20 protein-coding genes are annotated in these 21,743 nt (G+C 71.1%); 8 read left to right on the top strand and 12 right to left on the bottom strand.

Annotated features, from left to right (window positions below; translation table 11 throughout):
• Positions 1–13: 13 nt before the first annotated feature.
• Together phoU and OG917_RS15805 are read left to right on the top strand one after the other, a co-directional pair.
• Positions 14–694 carry a phosphate signaling complex protein PhoU gene (gene phoU, locus OG917_RS15800; RefSeq protein WP_327296732.1) on the top strand — a complete coding sequence of 227 codons (681 nt, stop codon included), beginning with the start codon at positions 14–16 and terminating at the stop codon, positions 692–694.
• A 98-nt stretch (positions 695–792) separates the two neighbouring features.
• Complete coding sequence (locus OG917_RS15805) at positions 793–942, top strand: hypothetical protein (protein WP_328318244.1); 150 nt, start codon at positions 793–795, stop codon at positions 940–942.
• A 137-nt stretch (positions 943–1,079) separates the two neighbouring features.
• On the opposite strand, the gene OG917_RS15810 is transcribed toward OG917_RS15805, so the two are convergent.
• Positions 1,080–1,985 carry a LysR family transcriptional regulator gene (locus tag OG917_RS15810; protein WP_328318245.1) on the bottom strand — a complete coding sequence of 302 codons (906 nt, stop codon included), beginning with the start codon at positions 1,983–1,985 and terminating at the stop codon, positions 1,080–1,082.
• Positions 1,986–2,212: 227 nt separating this feature from the next.
• On the opposite strand from OG917_RS15810, the gene OG917_RS15815 reads away from it, so the two are divergent.
• Positions 2,213–2,587 carry a darcynin family protein gene (locus tag OG917_RS15815; RefSeq protein ID WP_443058969.1) on the top strand — a complete coding sequence of 125 codons (375 nt, stop codon included), beginning with the start codon at positions 2,213–2,215 and terminating at the stop codon, positions 2,585–2,587.
• Positions 2,588–2,923: 336 nt separating this feature from the next.
• On the top strand, positions 2,924–4,942 hold the full coding sequence (locus tag OG917_RS15820) for a TerD family protein (RefSeq protein WP_328321923.1): 2,019 nt from the start codon (positions 2,924–2,926) through the stop codon (positions 4,940–4,942).
• A 483-nt stretch (positions 4,943–5,425) separates the two neighbouring features.
• On the opposite strand, the gene OG917_RS15825 is transcribed toward OG917_RS15820, so the two are convergent.
• The 5 genes from OG917_RS15825 to mshA form a co-directional block, all read right to left on the bottom strand.
• A complete protein-coding gene (locus OG917_RS15825; RefSeq protein ID WP_328318248.1) occupies positions 5,426–6,187 on the bottom strand; it encodes a phosphoglyceromutase in 762 nt (253 codons plus the stop codon).
• Between the two features lie 226 nt (positions 6,188–6,413).
• The gene (locus OG917_RS15830) at positions 6,414–8,081 is read right to left on the bottom strand and encodes an MFS transporter (RefSeq protein WP_443058970.1); all 1,668 of its coding nucleotides are present in this window, start codon (positions 8,079–8,081) and stop codon (positions 6,414–6,416) included.
• Positions 8,082–8,202: 121 nt separating this feature from the next.
• The gene (locus OG917_RS15835; RefSeq protein ID WP_328321927.1) at positions 8,203–9,915 is read right to left on the bottom strand and encodes a glycosyl hydrolase family 28-related protein; all 1,713 of its coding nucleotides are present in this window, start codon (positions 9,913–9,915) and stop codon (positions 8,203–8,205) included.
• Between the two features lie 221 nt (positions 9,916–10,136).
• A complete protein-coding gene (locus tag OG917_RS15840; RefSeq protein WP_328318250.1) occupies positions 10,137–10,646 on the bottom strand; it encodes a YbjN domain-containing protein in 510 nt (169 codons plus the stop codon).
• Positions 10,639–11,988, bottom strand: a complete 1,350-nt coding sequence (mshA, locus tag OG917_RS15845) for a D-inositol-3-phosphate glycosyltransferase (protein ID WP_328318251.1) — start codon at positions 11,986–11,988, stop codon at positions 10,639–10,641. The genes OG917_RS15840 and mshA overlap by 8 nt, the downstream gene beginning before the upstream one ends.
• Positions 11,989–12,245: 257 nt before the next feature.
• Here mshA and OG917_RS15850 point away from each other — a divergent pair, with 257 nt between their 5' ends.
• The 3 genes from OG917_RS15850 to OG917_RS15860 all read left to right on the top strand — a co-directional run bounded on the left by OG917_RS15850 (position 12,246) and on the right by OG917_RS15860 (position 15,730).
• A complete protein-coding gene (locus tag OG917_RS15850; RefSeq protein WP_328321929.1) occupies positions 12,246–12,974 on the top strand; it encodes a class I SAM-dependent methyltransferase in 729 nt (242 codons plus the stop codon).
• Between the two features lie 159 nt (positions 12,975–13,133).
• Complete coding sequence (locus OG917_RS15855) at positions 13,134–14,222, top strand: C40 family peptidase (RefSeq protein ID WP_328318252.1); 1,089 nt, start codon at positions 13,134–13,136, stop codon at positions 14,220–14,222.
• A 278-nt stretch (positions 14,223–14,500) separates the two neighbouring features.
• Positions 14,501–15,730: a PP2C family protein-serine/threonine phosphatase gene (locus tag OG917_RS15860; RefSeq protein WP_328318253.1), complete on the top strand. Its 1,230-nt coding sequence runs from the start codon at positions 14,501–14,503 to the stop codon at positions 15,728–15,730.
• A gap of 135 nt (positions 15,731–15,865) precedes the next feature.
• On the opposite strand, the gene OG917_RS15865 is transcribed toward OG917_RS15860, so the two are convergent.
• From OG917_RS15865 to OG917_RS15875, 3 genes are all read right to left on the bottom strand, one after another.
• A complete protein-coding gene (locus tag OG917_RS15865; RefSeq protein WP_328318254.1) occupies positions 15,866–16,207 on the bottom strand; it encodes a DUF2516 family protein in 342 nt (113 codons plus the stop codon).
• Positions 16,208–16,320: 113 nt separating this feature from the next.
• Complete coding sequence (locus OG917_RS15870; RefSeq protein ID WP_328318255.1) at positions 16,321–17,082, bottom strand: hypothetical protein; 762 nt, start codon at positions 17,080–17,082, stop codon at positions 16,321–16,323.
• A gap of 18 nt (positions 17,083–17,100) precedes the next feature.
• A complete protein-coding gene (locus OG917_RS15875; RefSeq protein WP_328318256.1) occupies positions 17,101–17,577 on the bottom strand; it encodes a helix-turn-helix domain-containing protein in 477 nt (158 codons plus the stop codon).
• 185 nt (positions 17,578–17,762) lie between these two features.
• Here OG917_RS15875 and OG917_RS15880 point away from each other — a divergent pair, with 185 nt between their 5' ends.
• Positions 17,763–19,589 carry a hypothetical protein gene (locus OG917_RS15880; RefSeq protein ID WP_328318257.1) on the top strand — a complete coding sequence of 609 codons (1,827 nt, stop codon included), beginning with the start codon at positions 17,763–17,765 and terminating at the stop codon, positions 19,587–19,589.
• A gap of 23 nt (positions 19,590–19,612) precedes the next feature.
• Here OG917_RS15880 and OG917_RS15885 read toward each other — a convergent pair whose 3' ends face one another.
• The 3 genes from OG917_RS15885 to OG917_RS15895 form a co-directional block, all read right to left on the bottom strand.
• Entirely contained in the window at positions 19,613–20,023 is a 411-nt protein-coding gene (locus OG917_RS15885; protein WP_328318258.1) for a VOC family protein, read from the bottom strand.
• Positions 20,024–20,032: 9 nt separating this feature from the next.
• On the bottom strand, positions 20,033–20,611 hold the full coding sequence (locus OG917_RS15890) for a helix-turn-helix transcriptional regulator (protein ID WP_328318259.1): 579 nt from the start codon (positions 20,609–20,611) through the stop codon (positions 20,033–20,035).
• A 113-nt stretch (positions 20,612–20,724) separates the two neighbouring features.
• Complete coding sequence (locus OG917_RS15895) at positions 20,725–21,717, bottom strand: GlxA family transcriptional regulator (RefSeq protein ID WP_328318260.1); 993 nt, start codon at positions 21,715–21,717, stop codon at positions 20,725–20,727.
• Positions 21,718–21,743 lie beyond the last annotated feature (26 nt).

The raw sequence follows: 21,743 nt of genomic DNA on the forward strand, positions 1-21,743 counted from the left end.
GAGAGGGACTCCCATGCGGGACGCGTACCACGAGGAACTGGACTCGATCGGCGAAGGCCTGGTCGAGATGGCCCGGCTCGTCGGTTCGGCGATCGGCCGGGCCACGACCGCCATGCTGGACGCCGATCTGAAGCTCGCCGAGAGTGTGATCGCCGCCGATCAGAAGGTCGACGACCTCCAGCACGACCTGGAGGCACGGGCCATCGCCCTGCTCGCGAGGCAGCAGCCCGTCGCCACCGATCTGCGCATCGTGGTCACCTCGCTGCGGATGAGCGCCGACCTGGAGCGCTCGGGCGACCTGGCCCAGCACGTCGCGAAGCTCACTCGCCTCCGCTATCCGGACCGGGCTGTTCCGCATGATCTGCACGCCACCATCCTGGAGATGGGCCAGCTCGCGCAGCGGCTGATGGCGAAGGCGGCGGAGGTCATCATCACGATGGACGTCGACCTGGCGCTCCAGCTGGAGACGGACGACGACGAGATGGACCTGCTGCACCGGACGCTCTTCCAGCACCTGATGGACGACCGCTGGAAGCACGGCATCGAGACGGCGGTCGACGTGACGCTCCTCGGCCGCTACTACGAGCGGTTCGCCGACCATGCGGTGTCGGTGGCCAAGCGGGTCGTCTATCTGGTGACGGGCGAGCACGCCGACGAGCTCCAGTCCGCCCCGGCACAGGTCGAGGGGGCGTGAACGGCGCGCTTGCGCGCATGCGCCCTTGATGCGCCCCGCCGGGGTGGGTATGGGATGGCCGAGGCAGTACGTCCTCGCCCGCCGAGCAGGAGGAACCCATGGCCGATTCCCCCGTCACCGACCCCCAGCAGAAAGCCCCCGTCGAAGTGCACCATCTGCGCATTCTCGGCGCCTGCGGCTGCGGCTCGGGCTGCGGCTGCGGCTGCCAGTCCGGCGCTCCGTGCCAGTGCGCCGGCTGTCAGGGCTGACGCACCCCGTCCCGTACGGCCGCGAGGGCCCCGTCCCGCACCACCGGTTCCGACTCCGGTGAGGCGAGGCGGGGCCCCGCTGTCATCCGCGCCGGGGAAGCACCCCCGTCAGCGGCACAGCGCATCACCCACCAGGCTCACGACCCGTTGCGGAGCCGAGCGTGGATGGTCTCGCGCAGCCAGCGCTGAGCCGGGTCGGCGTCGAGCCGGGTGTGCCAGAACATCTGCACGTCGGGCTCGGGCAGCGGCGCGGGGATGGGGAACCAGTACAGCCCCAGGCCGGGGCCGAGCTGTTCGGCCAGGCGCCGCGGGACGAGTCCGACGTAGGGGCTCGATCCGACCAGGATCGCGGCGGCGGCGAAGGTGGGCACGACGGCGGCGACGTGGCGCCGCAGGCCCGCGGCATCGAGCACGTCGTCGAGCGGCCCGCGGAAGCGTCCGCGGCGGGAGGCCGAGACGTGCGGGTGGTCGCACAGTTGAGCCAGCGTCGGCCGGCGGTGGCGGCTGAGCGGGTGGGATGCGCTCACGACGCCGATGAGCCGCTCGCGGTACAGGACCGTCGTGCGGATGTCGGGGGTGGCGACGTCACGGACACCGATGTCCAGGTCGACCGAGCCGTCACGCAGGGCCTCGACACTTTCGCTGCCCTCCGGGACGAAGCGCAGCGTCACGCCAGGGGCGGCCGTTGCGGTGGCGTCGGCCAGTGCTGTCGCGAGGGTCGCGGCGACGCCGTCGTTGATGCGGATCGTGAAGGTACGGACGAGCTCGGCGGGAACGACCTCGCGGTCGGCGCTGATCAGCGCCGACGCTTCCTCCAGCAGCGAGCGCACCCGAGGGGCGGTGCGCAGCGCGAACGGTGTCGGCGCCATGCCGCGACCGGCGCGGACCAGGATCGGATCGCCCATCGCGCGCCGCAACCGCCCCAGGGCGCGGCTGGTCGCCGGGATGGACAGGTGGAGTCGCTCGGCAGCGACCGTGACGCTGCCCTCGTGCAGGAGGGCGTCGAACACGCGCAGGAGGTTGAGGTCGAGCTGCTCAGGCATAGTTGCACCCTACGCAACAACCCCTTGTGAAAGTTGCGTGGCAGTGAACCCGCTCGCATCCCTAGGTTGTGGTCATCGGCCGGGCGGCCGTCACCGGTGAAGCCCTCGCCGACGGGCGAACTGCTCCCTGGACCCGTCCGGACCGATGTCGACCGAGGACGGCGCGGGCCGGCACGGCCGACGCGGCCGACGCGGCCAGAGCCTGAGCAGCCCCGCCGAACCACCCCATGAAGGGAAACAGCGTGTCCGAAGAACGCTACGAAGTAACGGCATTCATGCTGGTCAAGACCACACCCGAGTGGCTCGGCCTGACGGTCGAACAGCGGGTGGAGGCGTTCGCCACGGAGGTCCTGCCGGCGATCAAGAAGAAGACGGAGGGCGTGCGGTCCCGCTTCTACGACACGGAGTTCTACTCGGCGCGAGTGACCGACGTGTGGGTATGGGAGGCGCGCGATCACCAGGCGTACCAGCTCCTGATCGACGCGCTGCGCGAGACGCCGTTCTGGGACCGGTACTTCGACGTCGTCGAGATCCTGGTCGGCGTCGAGAACGGCTACGCCAGGAACTACGGCATCGACGCCATCGCCACCATCGACGCCTGAGGGGTGGTGCACCGGGCTGTGCGGCGAGCGGCCCGGTGGTTCGGTCCGATCCACCTGACGGGCTGGACCCACGCCAAGGACAAGACCGCAGGCGAGTGACCGGCCTCCGGCCATCGCGGCTGCCAGATCGCGTTCGGCCAACGGCTCCGGGCACGCTGCCGCCTCGTGTACGAACCTCCCGCACCCCACCACTTCGTTCCCGGTGACAAACACCACAACGCGCCCACCGAACGCTAAAGTTCAGCCCGTGCGGCAGGGGTGCTGCACAGGGTTAATGATCGGCCGTCGGCCCCTCGGGCTGTACAGGTCGGTGCGCTGGGGGGCGACATGCTGGAAATGGTCAAAGGCGCCAATGTGGGGCTCGGCTCTCTGAGCGAGGAGGCCGGCTCCGTCGTAGTGAGCCTGGCGTGGTGCAGCGCGACGGGAGACGGAGACGCAGACGTATCCGTGCTGCTGTTGGACGCGGACGGCAAGGTGCGCAGTGACGCGGATTTCTTCTTCTACAACAACCCGGCCGCAACAGACGGAAGTGTCCAACTCCTGGGCAAGACCCCGACTGCGGACGGCAGCGAGGACCGCATCAGCCTCGATCTGAGCGAAATTCCCTTGGCCGTGGAAAGGGTCGTTGTGACGGCGAGCCGGTACGGCGGCGCGCCGTTCGGTGAACTCGACGACCTCCGGGTGACGGTCGTCGACCGCACGGGCGAGGCACTGCTCGGCTTCTCCATAGCCGACGCGGGAGCCGAGACCGCTTTCATCTTCGGCGAGCTGTACCGGCGGAACGGGGAATGGAAGTTCCGTGCTGTCGGACAGGGTTACGAGTCGGGACTGGCAGGCCTCGCGACGGACTTCGGAATCGACGTGGATGACTCTCCCGAAGAGCCACTGGGAGAGCCGCAGGAGCCGGCCTTGGAGTCCGTTCCCATGCACTCCGGGTCAGATGCGGATACACCGGCCACGCTCCTGACGGCCGCACCTGCACAGCCGATGAGGCCCGAGGTGGCCCCGGAGAAGAAGCGGCGTCCCCGGACCGCCAAGAAGAAAGTCGTCCTCTCCAAGGTGGCCCGCAAGTCCCTTGCTGAGAACGAGGCATGGCGACTGGCCCGGCTCTTCCCGGCCTCGTCCCTCAAGAATGACCGGGAACGGGAAACGCGGGCGACCTCCGTCCTGCTCTCGGTGATGGCACAAGTACCGGAGTTCGGGCGCAGGCTTACGACTGCGTTCGGAGCTCCCGCAGGCCGTATGGAGACGTTTACCGAGGTTTCACTGCCTCACGGGGAGACACCCAAGCGCCCTGACGGGGTCATCCGGGTCGAACGGGCAGGCAAGCTGTGGACCGCGCTCGTGGAGACCAAGACCAACGGCAACCCGCTCAAGCCCGACCAGGTCCAGGACTACGTGGACATCGCTGCCCGGCGGGCCTACGAGGCGGTGATCACGCTCTCCAACGATGTGCAGCTGGAGGGCAGGCCGCTCGTCGATATCAAGATCGATGGACGGCGCAAGAACAAGGTCTCTGTCTGGCACTTGTCGTGGGCAGAGGTGGCCCACCAGGCGCAGATGCTGATTCGCCATGAAGGTGTCGGTAACGCGGCCCATGCGTGGCTCCTCCACGAGTTGCTCCACTATCTGCGGCACGAGAACTCCGGCTGCCACGGCTTCCAGAACATGGGCCCCGCCTGGGTGCCGACCCGCAAGGCCATCGAGGACGAGACGCTCTGTCAGGGCGACAAGCGAGCCGTCGAGGTGGTCGAGAGCTGGGAACGACTCGTGCGCCAGGTCTGCCTGCGGCTGGGCGGTGAACTGGGACAGAAAGTCCTGCCCGTCCAGCGCGCCAAGCGCGGTACGGATCCCCACTCCCGCCGTACTGCGCTTGCCGACAGCTTCTGCGGAGACGGCCGTCTGAATGCCGAAATTCGTATCGACGGCAGACCGGGCATCATGGCCATCGTGGCTGACCTGCGTACGGGCAAGCTGCGGACTTCTGTCGAAGTACCGGCACCGGAGCAAGGCTATCCCCTCACCTGGGCCAAGCGCCTGATCCGTCAACTCGCCGAAGCCCCCGCCGATCTCCGCATCGAGACCCTCCTCCTGGGCGAGAGCGGAGGCCCCCGCGGCACCCTGGAACGGCTGCGGCCCGAGCCTGCCGACCTCCTCCCGAAGGACGGCTCCCGGATCACTGGATTCCGCCTCTCCCTCCTGAAGAGCATGGGCAGCACGCGCGGCAACGCAGAATCCGGATTCATCCGCAGCATCGACGATGCGGTGGACCGCTTCCACGCCACCGTGGTCGCCCACCTGGAAACCCACCAGCCTCGTCGGCCACAACCTGCCGGAGCGCCGTCTGCGGGATGACGCGTCCGCCTGGAAGCCCCTGTGCCAGGTGATCCTCACCGCCCTGTCGCGTCCCTGCGGTCAGGGGCGTGGTCACACAGGCAGGCCTGCCGGGCGTGGCAGCGGGACAGCCGACGGGGCCGGCCCTCAATGGGCCGCCTGGAGCGGCGGGCCCGCCGCTCCAGGCAATCCCCGCTGCGAGGCAGCACTCGCGGCCCCGGGTCGTGCGTCTTGCGACAGATCTGGGTGGGATGGCCGTACAAACCTGGGTCCGACTCCCCGCGGAACGGGGTGGCCGCTTGAGCGCCGGGGCACGTTGAGGACCTCTGGTACACGACCCACAGCCGGTCCCGATGGCAAGCAGATCAACTTCTGCCTGCAAAGCAACGGGCAGGCGCTCGGGCGGTAGCCCCTCGTAGTCTCACGACCCACAGGCGGCCCAGCCCACCAAAAAGCCCCCCACCACGCGGAGAACCCGCAGGTGGGAGGCTTCTTCGTGAGCGGTTACTTCTTCTTGCCCTGGTTCTTGACCGCCTCGATGGCCGCCGCTGCCGCGTCCGCGTCGAGGTAGGTGCCGCCGGGGTTGAGCGGCTTGAAGTCGGCGTCCAGTTCGTACGAGAGCGGGATGCCCGTCGGGATGTTGAGGCCCGCGATGTCCGCGTCCGAGATGCCGTCGAGGTGCTTGACCAGGGCGCGCAGCGAGTTGCCGTGCGCCGCGACCAGGACCGTGCGGCCGGCGAGCAGGTCCGGGACGATGCTGTCGTACCAGTACGGCAGCATGCGGACGACGACGTCCTTCAGGCACTCCGTACGGGGGCGCAGCTCCGGCGGGATCGTCGCGTAGCGCGCGTCGCCGCTCTGCGAGTACTGCGCGCCGTCCTCCAGGACCGGCGGCGGGGTGTCGTACGAGCGGCGCCACAGCATGAACTGCTCCTCGCCGAACTCGGCGAGCGTCTGCGCCTTGTCCTTGCCCTGGAGCGCGCCGTAGTGCCGCTCGTTCAGCCGCCAGGAGCGGTGCACGGGGATCCAGTGGCGGTCCGCCGCCTCCAGCGAGAGCTGGGCCGTGCGGATCGCGCGCTTCTGCAGCGAGGTGTGCACGACATCGGGGAGCAGGCCGGCGTCCGTGAGCAGCTCACCGCCGCGGACCGCCTCCTTCTCGCCCTTCTGGGTCAGGTTGACGTCCACCCAGCCGGTGAACTGATTCGTCGCGTTCCATTCGCTCTCGCCGTGGCGGAGGAGGATCAGCTTGTACGGTGCGTCGGCCATGACCCCGAGCCTAATCGACGGCCCTGCAGCCTCTGATTGACGCCCTCGGTCAATCGGGTGCCGGGCCGGAACCCGCCATGCGTAATGGCTGTATGCGCCAATTGCCCCTTACGAATGCACCTTGTGACGCTCACTCGCGGGTGGCGCCGCTCGCCTGCGCGTGCCCGGACGCGGCGCCCTCGCTCTCGTCGTCCCGGGCGGACCGGCGCCCCTGTTCCCGTCCCCCTCACACCGGCGCGGCGCCACCGGTCCGCCCGGGCGGCTGTGCCTGCGGTGGCGACTGTGGCGGCTGTGGCTGCGGTGGCCCTGACTCCGATGTCACCCTGGTGCCGGGATGGAAGTACGAGCAGATGAAGGCGATGGCGAGCGAGCCCGCCATCCCGTAGAAAACAGCCCGGTTCGCCTCGGCGAAGTCCAGCCGGATCGAGCCCATCGCATGCCGTGTCGCCGTCGCGACCGCGCCGTCGCCCGTGGGCGGGCGCGAGTCGCCGTGACCCGTCACGGCCTCGGCGATGCTGTGCGCCGTACTCTTCGCCGCCCCGCCGGACAGGCCGTCGGCGCGGAGCGTCGCGGCCACGTGGTCGGTCGTGATGTGGGTGAGGACCGTGCCGAACACCGCAAGACCCACGCTCGCCGCGTAGTTGCGTACCGTCTGCGTGACGCCGGTGACCTCGCCGTACGACGCGTCGATCGCCCGGTTGACCGCGTCCGTGGACGCCGGGGCCAACAGGAATCCGATACCGGCGCCCGCCAGGGCGGCGTAGGGCCACTGGTCGTGCATCGAAAGCGTCGTCATCCGGTGCGCCCACAGGGCGAATCCGATGGCACCCACCGCACAGCCCAGTTTCAGGGCGGGCCGGGCGCCGCGCCGGTCCAGGATGCGCCCGCCCCACTGCGAGGCGATGGCGAAGCCGATGAAGAAGTACAGCAGGTAGAGGGCAGCCTGGTTCGGCGAGGCGCTCAGGGACACCTGCGCGTACACCGAGGCGAAGAAGAAGACCGGGACGAACGCGATCATCGCGAAGAACAGCACCACGACATCGACGGTGAAGGCCCGGTCCCGGAAGACCGCCAGTTTGATGAGCGGGTGTTCGGTACGGAGTTCCCACGCCGCGAACGCCACCAGGACCAGCAGCCCGCCCACGATGCAGAGCCAGGTGGCGGCGCTGCCCCAGCCCCAGGAGGATGCCTGCTGCAGACCGAAGACGCTCAGCCCCATGCCCGCGGCCACGAGCACCGCGCCCGGCACGTCGAGGGGCTCACGGCGCGTGACACGGGGGATACGGGCTTTCGCCGTCAGGACCAGGGCGATGATGGCGACCGGCACATTGACCCAGAAGATCGCCCGCCAGGTCCAGTCGGTGAGCCAGCCGCCCAGCAGCGGACCGACCGCCGTCAGGGCGCCGGACAGCCCGAAGAACAGTGCCAGGGCGCGCCCGCGGCGCTCCACGGGGAAGACCGCGACCACGACAGCGAGCGCGGCGGGGAACATCAGCGCAGCGCCCAGCCCCTGCACCGCCCGGAAGGCGATGAGCCAGGCCTGCGCCGCCCCGCCCGTGGGAACCGCGCCGCAGAGCGCCGAGGCGATGACGAAGACGAGCGTGCCGATCACCATGATCCGGCGGTGTCCGAAGAGGTCGGAGAGCCGCCCCCCGAGCGCGAAGAACGCAGCCAGGGTCAGCAGATAGGCATTGACCACCCACTGCATCCCGGACGCCGAGAGCCCGAGTTCGTCGATGATGTCCGGCGCCGCGATGGCCACGATCGTCTGGTCGATGAAGGTCATCGAGACGGCGAACAGCATGGCGGCCAGCGTCAGCGTCTGGTTCGGCGCGAACCTGCCGGCGTCAGCGGAATCCGCGCGGGAGCCGGAGGAGTCCCCTTTGTCGCTCATGGGAGAAATAGTCCACCGGGGCCGGGAATCCCGCACTCGGAATGACGCCGGGCCCGGGCGGGAACGCCGCGCCCTCTCCCCTGCCCTGCCCCCTGTCCTCTGCCCCCTGCCCCCTGCCCCTTCAGCGCAGCCCGCGCTGCGCCTCGTGCAGATTGGCCGGGCGTACGGACTCCGGCGCCCCGTACGCCTCCAGCCGGGCATGCAGATCGCCCGTGAAGTCCGGCACGTCGATCTGGCCGAACGGGCTGACCGTGCTGATGCCGACGCTCGCGCTGTAAGGGGCCAGGCCGTCGATCTTCATCAGGCCCTCACGGCCGTTGGTGACCCGGATGTTCCAGTGGGTGAACCGGGCGCCGAAGAGCGGGCCGGCCGAGGCGTCGCCTCCGTGCTGACCGTTGTTGTTGACGGTGATGTCGGTCCGCACATTGGCGAACGGCAGCCCGCGGTGCGAGTCGAAGGTGCCCATCTCCATCAGCCCGCGCGACCAGACGTTGTGGCTGGAGAGCCCCTCGACGTTGATTCCGTGCAGCTGGGTGCCCGCCGGGGCGGGCACGGTGCGCTCGGCGATCGTGAACTGCTCGACGAGATTGTCGTGCGACCCCTCGCGGCAGAAGTACGGGTGGTGCGAGCCCCGGCCCTCGACGCGGGTACGGCGCAGGGTGGTGGCGGACGCCGCGACCAGACCGAAGCCGTTGTCGACGTCACGTACGACGATGTCGTCGGCCCAGCAGTCGTACGTGCACTGGAACGCGACACCGTTGTAGCCCTTGTCGAGCAGATGCGGTGACTGCGGGGTGAGGACCGCTTCGAGCGTGAGTCCCTCCACGGCGGAACCGGTCAGCGGTGCGACGTGAGTGGTGAGCCGCGGGTCCCACTCGGGGCGGATGTCGAGCGGGAGGGGGCGCTCCAGGGTGACCCGCCGGCCGTGCACCGCCGTGATGCGTACGGGCCACTCGTACGGGACGTACGAGGTCAGCTTGGTCTTGTCGTCCCACTCGTATGCTTCCGGGCCCGGCCCTCCGCCTGCCATGTGTTCCAGGAGCGTGTGCCCCGCGTCGTCCGCGAGCCGGAGCAGCACGAGGTCGCCGCGGCCGAGCTGCGTGGTGTCCGCGACGGTGACCGTGCGGTCGCCCTGCCGGGCGGGGGCGACGGTGGTGAGCGTCCGCCACTCGTCCCGTCTGTTGCCCGTCCACCCCTCGAACGGCCAGGCCCCGGAGGTGATCGCCTCCGTCAGGCTCGCGAACCTCGCCTCGGGGCAGAGCCAGACGAGCCCGCCGGCCCAGGACCAGGAGGATTTGTCGCCGCCGTAGCGGGAGCCGTACGGCCCGATCAGTTCGGTGAGGCTCTTCGTCGCGTGCAGCGTGGTGCGCCCGCTCCCCGCACCCCTCAGCACGACGTTGCTGTGCCCGACGCGGATGAGGTCGTCGATCCGGAAGGTGCCGGGCGGGATGAGGACCGTGCCGCCACCGGCCCGGCCGGCAGCGGCGATGGCACGGTTGATCGCGGGCGCGGCGTCGGCGGAACCGCCGGGGACCGCGCCGTACTCCCGGACGTCGGCGACGACGGGGTACCGGGGGAAGCGGCGCTCGCCGGTACGGCGGCCGGATCCGCCGATGTACGGGATCTGCGGGTGCGTGTACGGCGCCCGGGTGAACTCCCGCCAGAGCGGGGTGGTGGACGGGGTACGGCCGCGTGGTGCGGCCATGGATGTACCTCCTGCCGCGGCGACGGCAGCGACCGCCGTAGCGCCCCCGAGCAGTGCGCGCCTGCTGATGTTCCCCACGCGATCCACCTTCGCCGGACGGGATTTCACGGATACACACCTTGGATTCATGAGCATGAACAGCATTCATGAATGCGTCGGGCGTGAGCATGCCACGCCATCGGGAGGGGAGGGAAGGGGTGCGCAGGAGAGGATCGCCCGGGGAGGAACCCCGCAGGGCGTCCGGCCCGCTGCCGGCGGGTGCCGGGCGGGTGCCGGCCCGGTGCCGGCCGGTGCCGGGCGGGTGCTGTGGCTGCCCGGCGGCGGGCGGCGGCCGCGCTCCGCAGGCGGTGTCAGCCCTCGGTCTCGCGGGTCAGGTGCGTGAACGCGTCCAGGTTCCGGGTCGGCTCCCCGCGGGATACCCGCCACGCGTACTCGCGCTTGATCGCACGGGCGAAACCGAGTTCGAGCAGGGTGTTGAAGGGGCCGTCGGCCGCTTCGAGGACCGACCCGAGCAGCCGGTCGATCTCGTCCGGTGTGACCACGGACAGCGGCAGCTTCCCGGCGAGATAGATGTCACCGAGCGAATCGATCGCGTAACTCACCCCGTAGAGCCGGAGGTTGCGCTCCAGGAGCCAGCGGTGCACCGCCGCGTCGTTCTCGTCGGGGTGCCGGATCACGAACGCGTTGACCGACAGCGCGTGCTTCCCGACGATCAGCGAGCAGGTGGTGGAGAGCTTCCGGGTACCGGGAAGCTGCACCACGTAGGAGCCGGGCTCCGGGCTCTCCCACTCCAGCCCGGCGTCCTTGAACGCCTGCTCCAGGACCTCGCGTACGCCGCTCTCGCCAGCCTGATCAGCCATGGTGCGAGCGTACGCGACGGCGGTGTTCGTGCACCGCTGCCGTGTAGACGTCCGCGGTGGCCGAAGCGGCCGTGTCCCAGCCGAACCGGCCTGCGTGGCGCGCGGCGGCGGCGCCCATCTCGTCCACCAGCGACGGGTTCCGCAGGAAGCGGCTGAGCTGCGCCGCGTACTGCGCCGGGTCGTGGCCCGGGACGAGGAACCCGGTCGTCCCTTCGCGTACGGCGACGGGCAGCCCGCCGACCTCGGCGGCCACCACCGGGGTGCCGGCCGCCTGGGCCTCGATGGCCACAAGCCCGAAGGACTCGTTGTACGAGGGCATGACCAGCACCGATGCCGCCCGGAACCAGTCGGCGAGCTGGTCCTGGCCGACCGGCGGGTGGAAGCGGACGATGTCCGCGATGCCGAGGCGGGCGGCCAGCTTCTGCAGGCCCTCCGGCTTGGCGAGGCCGCTGCCGCTGGGGCCGCCGACCACCGGCACCACCATGCGCCTGCGCAGCGAGGGGTCCTCGTCGAGCAGGACCGCTACCGCGCGCAACAGGATGTCGGGAGCCTTGAGCGGCTGGATACGGCCGGCGAAGAGCGGCACGAAGGCGTCCTGCGGAAGCCCCAGCCGGGCCCTGGCCGCCGACCGGCCGTCCGCGGGGCGGAAGCGGTCGAGATTGACCCCCGGGTGGACGACCGCGACCTTGCCGGGATCGGCCTCGTAGTGGCGTACCAGCTCGTCGGCCTCCTCGTCGGTGTTGGCGATGAGCCGGTCGGAGGCCCGCACGATCTGCGTCTCGCCGATGACGCGGGCGGCGGGCTCGGGGGTGTCACCTTCGGCCAGTGCGGCGTTCTTGACCTTCGCCATGGTGTGCATGGCGTGGACGAGCGGCGCGCCCCAGCGCTCGGCGGCGAGCCAGCCGACGTGGCCGGAGAGCCAGTAGTGGGAGTGCACCAGGTCGTAGTAGCCGGGCCGGTGTCCGGCCCAGGCCTGCATCACCCCGTGGGTGAACGCACAGAGCTGGGCGGGCAGCTCTTCCTTGGCCAGGCCCTCGTAGGGGCCCGCGTCCACATGACGCACGAGCACGCCGGGCGCCAGCTCCACCAGCGGCGGGAGGCCGCCCGTGGTGGCGCGGGTGAAGATCTCCACCTCGATGTTGATCGCGGCCAGCCGCTTGGCCAGCTCCACGATGTAGACGTTCATGCCGCCCGCGTCGCCGGTGCCCGGCTGGTGCAGCGGTGAGGTGTGGACGCTGAGCATGGCGACCCTGCGCGGCTTGCGGTGCCCGGCGAACATCAGCCTGGGGGGCCGCGCGGGGCCCGTGATCCGGCCGCCGAGCCGGGACACGTACTGGCTCACGTGGACGGTCCTCTCCTCGCGCGGGCGCGCTCGACTGCGGGGCAGACGCACCCCGTCAGACCCTTGAACATCGGGACGCGCCGCCGCATTTCCGTTTTGCCGAATCATTACCCCGACACGCCTCGCATACCCTTCGGGACATGGTCCAGCCCTCCCGCCGCCTCACCGGTGACCGCTCCGCAGGAGCCCGTACGACAGGCGCCCGGCCGGTGGGGGCCGTGACCCGCGGGACGACCAACCCCAACCGGCTGCGCCGCATGGACCGCTGGATCGCCGCCGTGCACGGGCCCGCGCTGCGCCGCTCGGCCGACCCCCTCGCCGTGGATCTCGGGTACGGGGCCGCCCCCTGGACCGCCGTGGAACTGCTCCAGCGGCTGCGTACGGTCGCACCCGCGGCCGAGGTCACCGGCATCGAGATCGAGCCGGCCCGGGTCGCCGCCGCGCAGCCGTACGCGCGTCCGGGGCTCACCTTCCGGCACGGCGGCTTCGAGGTACCGCTGGACGGCCGCAGCCCGTCGCTGATCCGGGCGGCCAATGTGCTGCGGCAGTACGACGAGGAGGACGTCGGCGCCGTCTGGCGGCGGTTGTGCGCACGGCTCGCGCCGGACGGACTGCTGGTGGAGGGCACCTGCGACGAGATCGGACGGCGGCACGTGTGGGTCGCGCTGGGGCCGGACGGCCCGCGCACCGTGACGTTCGCGACCCGGCTCGGCTCGCTGCAGCAGCCGTCCGACCTGGCGGAACGGCTGCCGAAGGCGCTGATCCACCGGAACGTCCCCGGCGAGCCCGTGCACGCCTTCCTGCGCGACTTCGACCGCGCCTGGGCCGCGGCGGCGCCGTACGCCTCGCTCGGCGCCCGGCAGCGCTGGATCGCCGCCGTGCGCTCCCTCGCGGCCGACTGGCCGCTGGCCGACGACGTGCGCAGGTGGCGGCAGGGTGAAGTCACCGTGGACTGGGCGGCGCTGGCGCCCCTGCCGGGAACTTGAACCGGTCTCCGTTCGTCGGACCGGGCAGGCAGTGACGCGGGGGCGCGGGTGGGGCCGGGGAGTTGTTGTACACCTCTGTCGCATACGCGCAGGGCATGGCAATATCGCGCCAACGCCACCTAAGTTACTGACGGTAAATCAGCTCTGGAGGGGGAGCTCGTGAACCGACGCCGCTGTGTCGCTGCCGCGGTCACACTGGTCTGCGCACTGACCGTGCTGAGCGCGCCGACTGCCGCGTACGCCGATCCCAGGCCGCCGCACTCCGGGTCCACGGACCCGGCGGCTTCGAGCCCCACCGCTTCGAGTCCCGGCACCGAGCGCCTCGAAGCCGTCCGCAAGAAGATCGACGACCTCTACCGCCAGGCCGGGTCGGCGACGGACGCGTACAACCTCGCCAAGGAGCAGTCCGAGAAGCAGTCGTCCGAGATCGTCGAGCTGGCCCAGCGCATCGTCAGGGGCCAGTCGAGGATCTCCGCCCTGAAGAAGCAGGCAGGCGCCGAGGCCCGCGCCCAGTACCGGGACAGCGGTCTGCCGCCGGCGGCGCAGCTGATGCTCAGCGGCGATCCGGACAGCTTCCTCGACGGCGCCGACCGGCTGCGCTCGGGCCAGCAGGCACAGAAGAACCTGCTGGCCGAAATGGACCGCACCCAGAAGGACTTGACGGCGTACACCCAGGACGCCGCAGACCAGTGGCAGAAGCTGGAAGCCAACCGGAAGAAGCAGGCCGGGAAGAAGAAGGACATCGAGCAGAAGATCGATGCGGCCAAGAAGCTCGAGTCGGGGCTGGCCAAGAAGGAGCGCGCGCGGCTCAAGAAGCTGGAGGAGGACCAGGAGTTCAAGGCGCAGACGGCCTGGCTCAGCTCGGGAATCCTCAAGGAGATCGACAACAAGGCGAGCGCCGAGGGCAAGAAGGCCGTCAAGTTCGCCACGGACCAGATCGGCAAGCCGTACGTGTGGGGTGCGACCGGCCCCCATTCGTACGACTGCTCCGGGCTGACCTCCCAGGCCTGGGCGGCAGCCGGCGACCCCATCCCGCGCACCTCGCAGGAACAGTGGAGGCAGCTGCCGCACGTCGCGGTGGAGGACATGCGCCCCGGGGACCTGATCATCTACTTCTCGGACGCGACCCACGTCGGGATGTACATAGGTGACGGCGCGATGGTGAACGCCCCGCGGCCCGGCCGGAACGTCACGATCGGCGGCGCCGGCTCGATGCCCATCCTCGGCGTGGCCCGGCCGGACAAGTAGCCCGCTCCGCCCCTTCCGGTCCGCGGTTCTCCCCCGCCCCTTCCCGGGCGGTCCCCCGTGGCGTGCGTCACCCCGGTTCCACCGGCCCCCGGAGTGACGTTCGTCATGGGTCCGCGCACCGTCAAACCGCCGGATGCGGGCCGGGAGAGGGCATATGACCCCGGTGGTTTCTCCGGTGCCATTCCGCTGTGGCCCCGCCAACCGCTAAGGTCCCCGTCTGGTGGTGCGTCGACTGGCGCTCCACCGCGCCCTCGGGGGGAGGGAAGGAAACAGAAGCGATGGAGAACGGTCAGACCGTTCTGCCCCACCAGACCAGGGGACCGGACTCCACCGGCAGCACCGACCTGACGCTGCTGGTGATCGAGAACGATCCAGCGGGCACATTCACGGTCCCGGAGCTGCCGGACGCCTCCGGCACGCGGGTACGCCTCCGTACCGCACGGAACCTCACCGAGGCCGCGCGGCTGCTCACGGACGACGTGCACTGCATCCTGCTCGACCTGGCACTGCCCGGGGCGGACGCGGACGACGAGCTGTCCGTACTCCGCGACGTGCTGAAGCTCGCGCCCCGCCACGCCGTACTGGCACTGACCACGTCCGGTCGCGTGGAGAGCGCGGCGGAAGCGGTCCGGGCCGGGGCACAGGACTACCTGCTCCGCGAGGAGCTGGACGGCAGGCTGCTGAACCGGGCGGTTCGGTACGCGGTGGAGCGCAAGCGCGCCGACACCGCGCACTACAAGCTGGCCGAGTCCAGGCTGCGCGCGCAGGAGAACGCCCGCCTGGAGCGCGGCCTGCTCCCGACACCGCTCCTGGAGGGCTCGGACCTGCGCTTCGCCGCGCGGTACCGGCCGGGCCGCTCGCGTGCGCTGCTCGGCGGTGACTTCTACGACGTGGTGCGGACCCCCGACGGGACCGTCCACGCGATGATCGGCGACGTCTGCGGGCACGGCCCGGACGAGGCCGCTCTGGGTGTGGAACTGCGCATCGCCTGGCGGGCGTTGACCTTCGCCGGGCTCTGCGGGGACCAGCTGCTCTCCACGCTCCAGCAGGTCCTGGAGCACGAGCGGGAGAGCGAGGAGCTCTTCGCGACGCTCTGCACGGTCGACATCGCCCCGGACGGGCGCCGCGCCGGGCTCTGCCTGGCGGGCCACCCCGCCCCGCTGATCTCCCGCAACGGCGGGACCGCGCAGCTCCTCCCGCAGGTGGACGGCGGCCCGGCACTCGGCCTGCTCCCGCAGGCCCGCTGGCCCCGGCGCCAGGTCGAACTCGGCGGCGCCTGGAACCTGTTGATGTACACGGACGGCCTGATCGAGGGCCGGATCGGCCAGGGTACGCAGCGGCTCGGGCAGGACGGCATGGTCGAGATGATCGACCGCCAGCTGACGGCCGACCTCCGCGGCGAGAGCCTGCTGGAGGCGGCCGTGGCGGAGGTCCGCGAACTGAACGGCGGCGAGCTGACCGACGACGTGGCGGTACTGCTGCTGGAGCGGCGCCGGGGCATGGCGTAGGTCTCCCCACCGGGCGGGCGCGGCGGGCGGCCGGCAACGGCGTCCGGCCGCCTCCCCGGGCACGCGAACGCCCCGGATGCGAGACATCCGGGGCGTTCCGTGCGTGCCGCCCATGGCCGGAGCGGGTGGCGGAGGCTACCGACCGCCGTTGTACGGGCCGTACGGCCCGTCACTGCTGGAACCGTTGCCTCTGCGGCCGCCACCGCCCGAGACCTGCCGGACCGCGGGACGGACGTCCACCATGTAGACGATCGTCGCGACCAGCCCGATGACGGGCAGGAACGACAGGATCGAGAACAGCCAGTTCACCACGAACGCGATGGCCAGGATGATCAGCCAGAACGGCTTCGTCTGCTTGCTCGCGGCGCGGTACGCGTCCTCCCGGCGGATCGCCGCGTCCACCACCGCGAAGCCGCTGAAGAGGATCAGCGCCAAACTCAACAGCGACATGAATCCTGCGAAACCCTGCATCAGCACTGCGCAACACCGCCTGTTCGACCGGCCATCAACACGGCCACGCTACCGAAAGAACGGGCCGGGCACCCACGAGGTGCCCGGCCCGGCCCGATCCCACCCGGCTCGCCCGGTCCTTACTTCCCGGCCGGCGGCGTGCTCTTCTTCGCCGTCGTGGACGTGCTGCGCGTGGCGGTGCTCTTCTTGGCCGCTGCGGGCTTGGACTCGGCCTTCACCTCGGCCTTCGACGCGGTGGCGGCGGCAGGCTTCGGAGCGGACGCCGGCGCGGGCTTCGGAGCTGCGGTCCGCGGCTGAGCGATCCGCGACTCGGTCCTGGCTCCCGGCTTCGGCGCGGCCTTGGTCTCGGTCCTCGGCTTCGACGCGGTCCTGGGCGTGGCCTTGCCGGCCGTCCTGGTCCCGGTGCCGCTCTTCGGCTTGGCCGGCGCGTCCGGCTCGACGACGGTGCCGAACACGACGATGTCGTCGGCGGCCTCGCCCCGCCACTGCCGTACGGACTGCTCGCCGCGCTCGGCGACCTTCTCGTACGTCTCACGGGCACGGACCGCGTACTCCGCGGCCACGCCCACCCCGCGCAGCGCCAGGTCCTGAGCGGTCTCACCGAGCTTCTTCAGGTCGGTGTCGAACGCCCCGATCACCTCGCTGACCTTCGCGGTGACGCTGGCCTGGGCCTCCTTGGCCTGCGTGGTCACGCGGTCCTGGACGTCCTTGGGGTCGGTGTTGCGCACCGCGTCGATACGGGCGGGCGCCTCGGCCTGGAACTTCTCCAGGAGCGCGGGCACCTTCCTGGCCTGCTCGACGGCGAAGTCGGCCGTGCCGGCCGCGAAGTAGAGGGGAGTCGGGTCGGTGAGGGTCTTGCGCAGGTCATCGGTGATGGCCATGACTGTGGTCCTCCCGGATCAGTTCTGTTCGTGGGGGTCGTGCTCTTCGCGTACTTCTCCGCGCGCTTCGGGCGCTTCGCGCCGCTTCGGCTGCGGGGCTTCACTACCGTCCGCCGGTCCTGTGCCCGCCGTGCCGGGCGCATCCGGTTCGAGCCCGTTCTCCTTGCGGAAGGACTCGTAGATCTGGAGCAGCACCTGCTTCTGGCGCTCGGATATGGAGGGGTCGGCCAGAATGACGGCGCGCGTCTCCAGCTCGTCCCGCTCCCGCTCATCAAGGATCCCGGCCTGGACGTACAGGGTCTCCGCGGAGATCCGGAGCGCCTTCGCCAGCTGCTGGAGGATGTCCGCGCTGGGCTTGCGCAGGCCGCGCTCGATCTGACTCAGATACGGATTCGACACCCCGGCGGCGTCGGCGAGCTGGCGCAGGGAGAGCTGCGCGGTGCGCCGCTGCTCGCGCAAGTACTCACCGAGATTGCCGACGTTGAGTGATGCCATAGGTCGATGCTGCACCCATGACGCTAACTTTTGCAAGCAGGCGCTTGCAAAAGTGTTACATGCCACGGAGGAGGGCGCCGCGGCGACCCGGCCGGGCGGCCCGGCGGCCGAATCCTCTCGACAGCCCGCGAGCCAGGCTGGCAGGCTGCCCGCATGACCTGCCGAATCGAGCTCCGCTCCACCCGGTGAGCGCCCAGGAGGAGCGCACCGCGCTCACCCTCCCGCCTGCCCTGTACGACCACGCCCTGCACCTTCTGCGCCGGACTTCCGACGGCGTCCCGCCCGCGCGCGGCTTCTCCCTCCCCCACCGGCCAGGAGCGAGCGGCGGGTCCCCGCTCTCCCACGAGGAGGCGCGGCGCGTCATCCGGGACGCGCTGGATCCCCTGCCGGACGACGCGGCCACCCTGCACCGCCGCTTCGCCACGCTCGGCACGGGCCGCAGCCACCTGCACCTGATCCGGTTCGCCGTGGCCGGTCTGCCGCTGCCGGACGGCCAGAGGGAAGCCGCCCGGGCCTTGGCCCGGCACCTCACCCGGGCCGGGACCACGGGGCCCGCCGTCGCTGCCGGCCTTGCCCTGCTCGCCCGGCTCGGTGAGCCCGGGGACATCCCCTGTCTCACCGTTCTCGGCTTGTTCCGGGAGTTCACCCGCCCGGCCGTCGAAGCCCTCGACTCACTGGACCGCCGGCGTGCCGCTGTCGTCTGGCTCGCCGGCTACGCGCGCCGCGACGAGCTGCGGCCACTCGTCCGCGCCCTGTGGAGAGGAGACCGGCGGGCCATCCGTACGGAACTGATCGCGTTCCCCGATGGGCCCCGGTTCCTCAGCACCGCGATCTCCCGCCGGGTCGCGGAGGCCGCCGGGCTGCCAGGTCTGCTCGACCGGCACCCGTCGGACACGGCCCTGCTGGCCCGGGCGGGCAGGCTGCTGGTCCGGATGGGGTGCTCGCGCGACGACCCGGCCGACCTCCTCGCCTACCGCGGTGCGCTCGCCGTGTACGAGAGCGTCACCGCGCGGGCCGGCCTCCTGCCGCCCACCCTCGACAACCACGCCACTCTGCTCTCGCTCGCCCTGGACCTGAGCAGCGGTCCCGGTGTGCTGCTGGACTGGCCTCCCGGCAGGCGTGCGGCGCTGTTGGCCTCACTGGGACGGCTGCTGGCCGGGCCACCATGGGCCTCGCTGCCCGACAACGGTGGCGCCGAGGCCGGCCGGGGGCTGCGGGCCGGGTGGATCCGGCGCACCGGCCGGCGCCCCTTCCGGCCGCCCACGTTGCCGGATGGGCTGCGCGTCGAGGTGGTGGCGGGCGATCCCGTGGACAGGGAACCCGTCGAGACCCGGATCCTCCTCGACGGGTGCCCCGTGGTCCCGGCGTTCTTCGCACGCGGCCCTGCCCACAGCCCTGAATTCCTGCTGGACGACGGCCGGCTCCGGGCCGGCTCTGCGACCAGGGAGGTGCAGCTCGCCGAGGCGCACTGCACCGAAGGATGCTGCGGCGCGCTCTACGTCACCATCCGGCGCGACGGGGACCAGGTGGTGTGGGAGAACTGGCGGCGCCCGTTCACCCCGCCGGGATCACGGCAGCCCTCCCACGAACCGGCTGCCCGCCGCTTCGACGCCGTGGCTTACGACAGGGAGATCGCCCGAGCCGAGGCGGACCGCTCCTGGTCCTGGCCGGCCCGCACCACGGCCCGCCTGATCCGGGCCGGACTGGCCGAACGGCCGGATCTGCTGAGCCGGTGGGACGCGAAGCCCGGCTGGATCAGCAGCGGCTTCGACGACCCGGACACCACCGTGGTGACCTTCGGCTACGCGCCGGTTCCCGGCTCCGGCAAACCGGACGGCATTCCCCTCCAGTTCCGCTGGGTCGTGCCGGACGACGGAACCCCGCCCGAGGCGCAGGCCGCCGCCGCACTCGACCGGCTGGCCCGGGAGGACCCGAAGACCTACGGCCAGGTGTGCGGCGGCAGCCGCGAGCGCGCCGGGGAACTCGGATTCTCCTGGCCCGACGGCGCCTGAGCCCCGGCCGTCGCCGCCCGCGGTTACGCCTTCGGGGCCTGGGAGATCCGGACCATGTTCCCCGAGGGGTCACGGAACGCGCAGTCGCGCGGGCCCCAGGGCTGGTCGATGGGCTCCTGGAGCACCTCGGCGCCGGAGGCCAGCATCTTCTCGAAGGTCGCGTCGAGGTCGCCGGAGGAGAAGACGATGTTCGGCAGAACGCCCTTGGTGAGCAGCTCCTGCAGAGCGTCGCCGTCGGCCTGGGACCGCCCCGCGTGCGGTTCCGAGATCACGATTTCGAGGCCCGGCTGGGCGGCGCTGCCGAGGGTGACCCAGCGGAACCCGCCCGACGCGACGTCGTTGCGCACCTCCAGGCCGAGCGCGTCCCGGTAGAAGACGAGGGCCTCGTCGGGGTCGTTGACGGTGATGTGGCAGTACTGGAGAGCGATGGTCATGCGACCACGCTAGGTCGCGGCCCCGCGGCCCGCTTCTCGAATCCTGACCGGTGTCGGCGCGATCGGTGCCGGTGCGACCGATGCCGGTGCAGCCGGTGCTGTCGATGCCGGTCCGGCCGGTGCCGCTGTCGCACCGGATGGCGCACCGGTGTTCGCCGCCGCGCCTCCGAGCGCCCCGCCCCCGCCCGGTGCGCCCCTGATCGGCCGGGTGCGTACCTTGGCGACGCACGGGGGCATCGCCGCGACGGCGCCGTGCTCCCGGGCGCGGTACACCGTCGGTGACTCCCCCACGAGCTCGCTGAACCGCGTACTGAACGAGCCGAGCGAGGTACAGCCGACCTCCATACAGGTGTCGGTCACGCTCGTACCCGCCCGCAGCAGCGCCATCGCCCGTTCGATGCGGCGGGTCATGAGGTAGCTGTACGGCGTCTCGCCGTAGGCGGCCCGGAACTGCCGCGAGAAGTGCCCCGGCGACATGAGCGCGTGGCGGGCCATCGTCGGCACGTCGAGCGGGCGGGCGTACTCCCGGTCGATCAGATCCCGGGCCCGGCGCAGATGCGCGAGGTTGGCAAGATCACGCGGGTTCATGCCCCCAGAGTACCAGCCCGGCCGCCGGAGGCTCCCTCAATACAGCCTCTGACCTGCAAGGATGCCGCTTCCGGAAGGTGCGGCCCCGGGAGCCCTCCGCTGCCTCGTCCCGCTCAGCCGGCCGTGGCGCGGAACCGCAGACGGTACTCCGTGGGCGTGGTGCCGAGCCGCCGGCGGAACGCCCGTACGAGGGTGTCCGTGGTGCCGAACCCAGAGGCGGACACGATGCGTTCCAGGGTGGCGTCGGTGGATTCGAGCTGGTTGCGGGCCACTTCGACGCGCGCCGACTCGACATAGGCGCTCGGGGTCATGCCGAGTTCGGCCTTGAAGATCCGGGTGAGCTGCCGCTCGCCGACATGGGCGTACGCGGCGAGGTCCGCCACGGTGAGCCGTCCGGCGATGTTGCCCAGGATGTGGTGGCGCAGGTCCTCGACGCGGCGGGTCGTGGAGACCGGTTCGAGAGGAACGCTGAACTGGCTCTGCCCGCTGGGCCGTTTCAGGTACATCACGAGCTGGCGGGCGACCCGGAGCGCGACGGCCTCGCCGAAGTCGTCGGCGACCAGGGCGAGTGACAGATCGAGACAGGCGCTGATCCCCGCGCCGGTCCACACATCGCCCTCACGGATGAAGATCGGGTCGGCGTCGACCTCGACGCCGGGGTGCTCGGCGGCGAGTTGCTGCGCCGTCGACCAGTGCGTGGTGGCCCGCTTGCCGTCGAGCAGGCCCGCCGCGGCGAGGAGGTGCGCCCCGACGCAGACGGAGGTGACCCGGCGCGTCCTGGCGGCGAGCGTCCGTACCCAGCCCACCACCGTGGGGTCGGTGAGCGCGTGGACGCGGCGGTTGCTGTCGACCTCGACCGCGCCGGGCACCAGAAGCGTGTCGATGCTCCTCGCGGACACCTCGCGGAACGTGGCGTCGGGAAGGACACGTACCCCGGCCGAGGTGGTGACGGGCCCCATCGTCTCGGCGGCGAGGACGACCTCGTACCCCGTCGCGCCGTCCGTCTCGCGCTGCACGAGGGAGAAGACCTCCGGCGGTCCTGTGATGTCGAGCAGGTCCACGCCCTCGAAGAGGACGATGACGACGAGTCGTTCGAGGGTGCTCATGGGGGCCTCCGCCCGGTCGGCCGGTC

Source organism: Streptomyces sp. NBC_00388, assembly GCF_036061255.1.
Taxonomy (GTDB): domain Bacteria; phylum Actinomycetota; class Actinomycetes; order Streptomycetales; family Streptomycetaceae; genus Streptomyces.

Bases quoted from the DNA above. Each gene is read 5' to 3' on its own strand.
- OG917_RS15870 (WP_328318255.1), bottom strand. From the start codon at position 17,082: ATGGCCATCACCGATGACCTGCGCAAGACCCTCACCGACCCGACTCCC.
- OG917_RS15810 (WP_328318245.1), bottom strand. From the start codon at position 1,985: ATGCCTGAGCAGCTCGACCTCAACCTCCTGCGCGTGTTCGACGCCCTC.
- OG917_RS15825 (WP_328318248.1), bottom strand. From the start codon at position 6,187: ATGGCCGACGCACCGTACAAGCTGATCCTCCTCCGCCACGGCGAGAGC.
- OG917_RS15840 (WP_328318250.1), bottom strand. From the start codon at position 10,646: ATGGCTGATCAGGCTGGCGAGAGCGGCGTACGCGAGGTCCTGGAGCAG.
- OG917_RS15885 (WP_328318258.1), bottom strand. From the start codon at position 20,023: ATGACCATCGCTCTCCAGTACTGCCACATCACCGTCAACGACCCCGAC.
- OG917_RS15815 (WP_443058969.1), top strand. From the start codon at position 2,213: ATGAAGGGAAACAGCGTGTCCGAAGAACGCTACGAAGTAACGGCATTC.
- OG917_RS15805 (WP_328318244.1), top strand. From the start codon at position 793: ATGGCCGATTCCCCCGTCACCGACCCCCAGCAGAAAGCCCCCGTCGAA.
- OG917_RS15835 (WP_328321927.1), bottom strand. From the start codon at position 9,915: ATGAATCCAAGGTGTGTATCCGTGAAATCCCGTCCGGCGAAGGTGGAT.
- OG917_RS15895 (WP_328318260.1), bottom strand. From the start codon at position 21,717: ATGAGCACCCTCGAACGACTCGTCGTCATCGTCCTCTTCGAGGGCGTG.
- OG917_RS15830 (WP_443058970.1), bottom strand. From the start codon at position 8,081: ATGAGCGACAAAGGGGACTCCTCCGGCTCCCGCGCGGATTCCGCTGAC.
- OG917_RS15820 (WP_328321923.1), top strand. From the start codon at position 2,924: ATGGTCAAAGGCGCCAATGTGGGGCTCGGCTCTCTGAGCGAGGAGGCC.
- OG917_RS15850 (WP_328321929.1), top strand. From the start codon at position 12,246: ATGGACCGCTGGATCGCCGCCGTGCACGGGCCCGCGCTGCGCCGCTCG.
- OG917_RS15875 (WP_328318256.1), bottom strand. From the start codon at position 17,577: ATGGCATCACTCAACGTCGGCAATCTCGGTGAGTACTTGCGCGAGCAG.
- phoU (WP_327296732.1), top strand. From the start codon at position 14: ATGCGGGACGCGTACCACGAGGAACTGGACTCGATCGGCGAAGGCCTG.
- OG917_RS15860 (WP_328318253.1), top strand. From the start codon at position 14,501: ATGGAGAACGGTCAGACCGTTCTGCCCCACCAGACCAGGGGACCGGAC.
- OG917_RS15890 (WP_328318259.1), bottom strand. From the start codon at position 20,611: ATGAACCCGCGTGATCTTGCCAACCTCGCGCATCTGCGCCGGGCCCGG.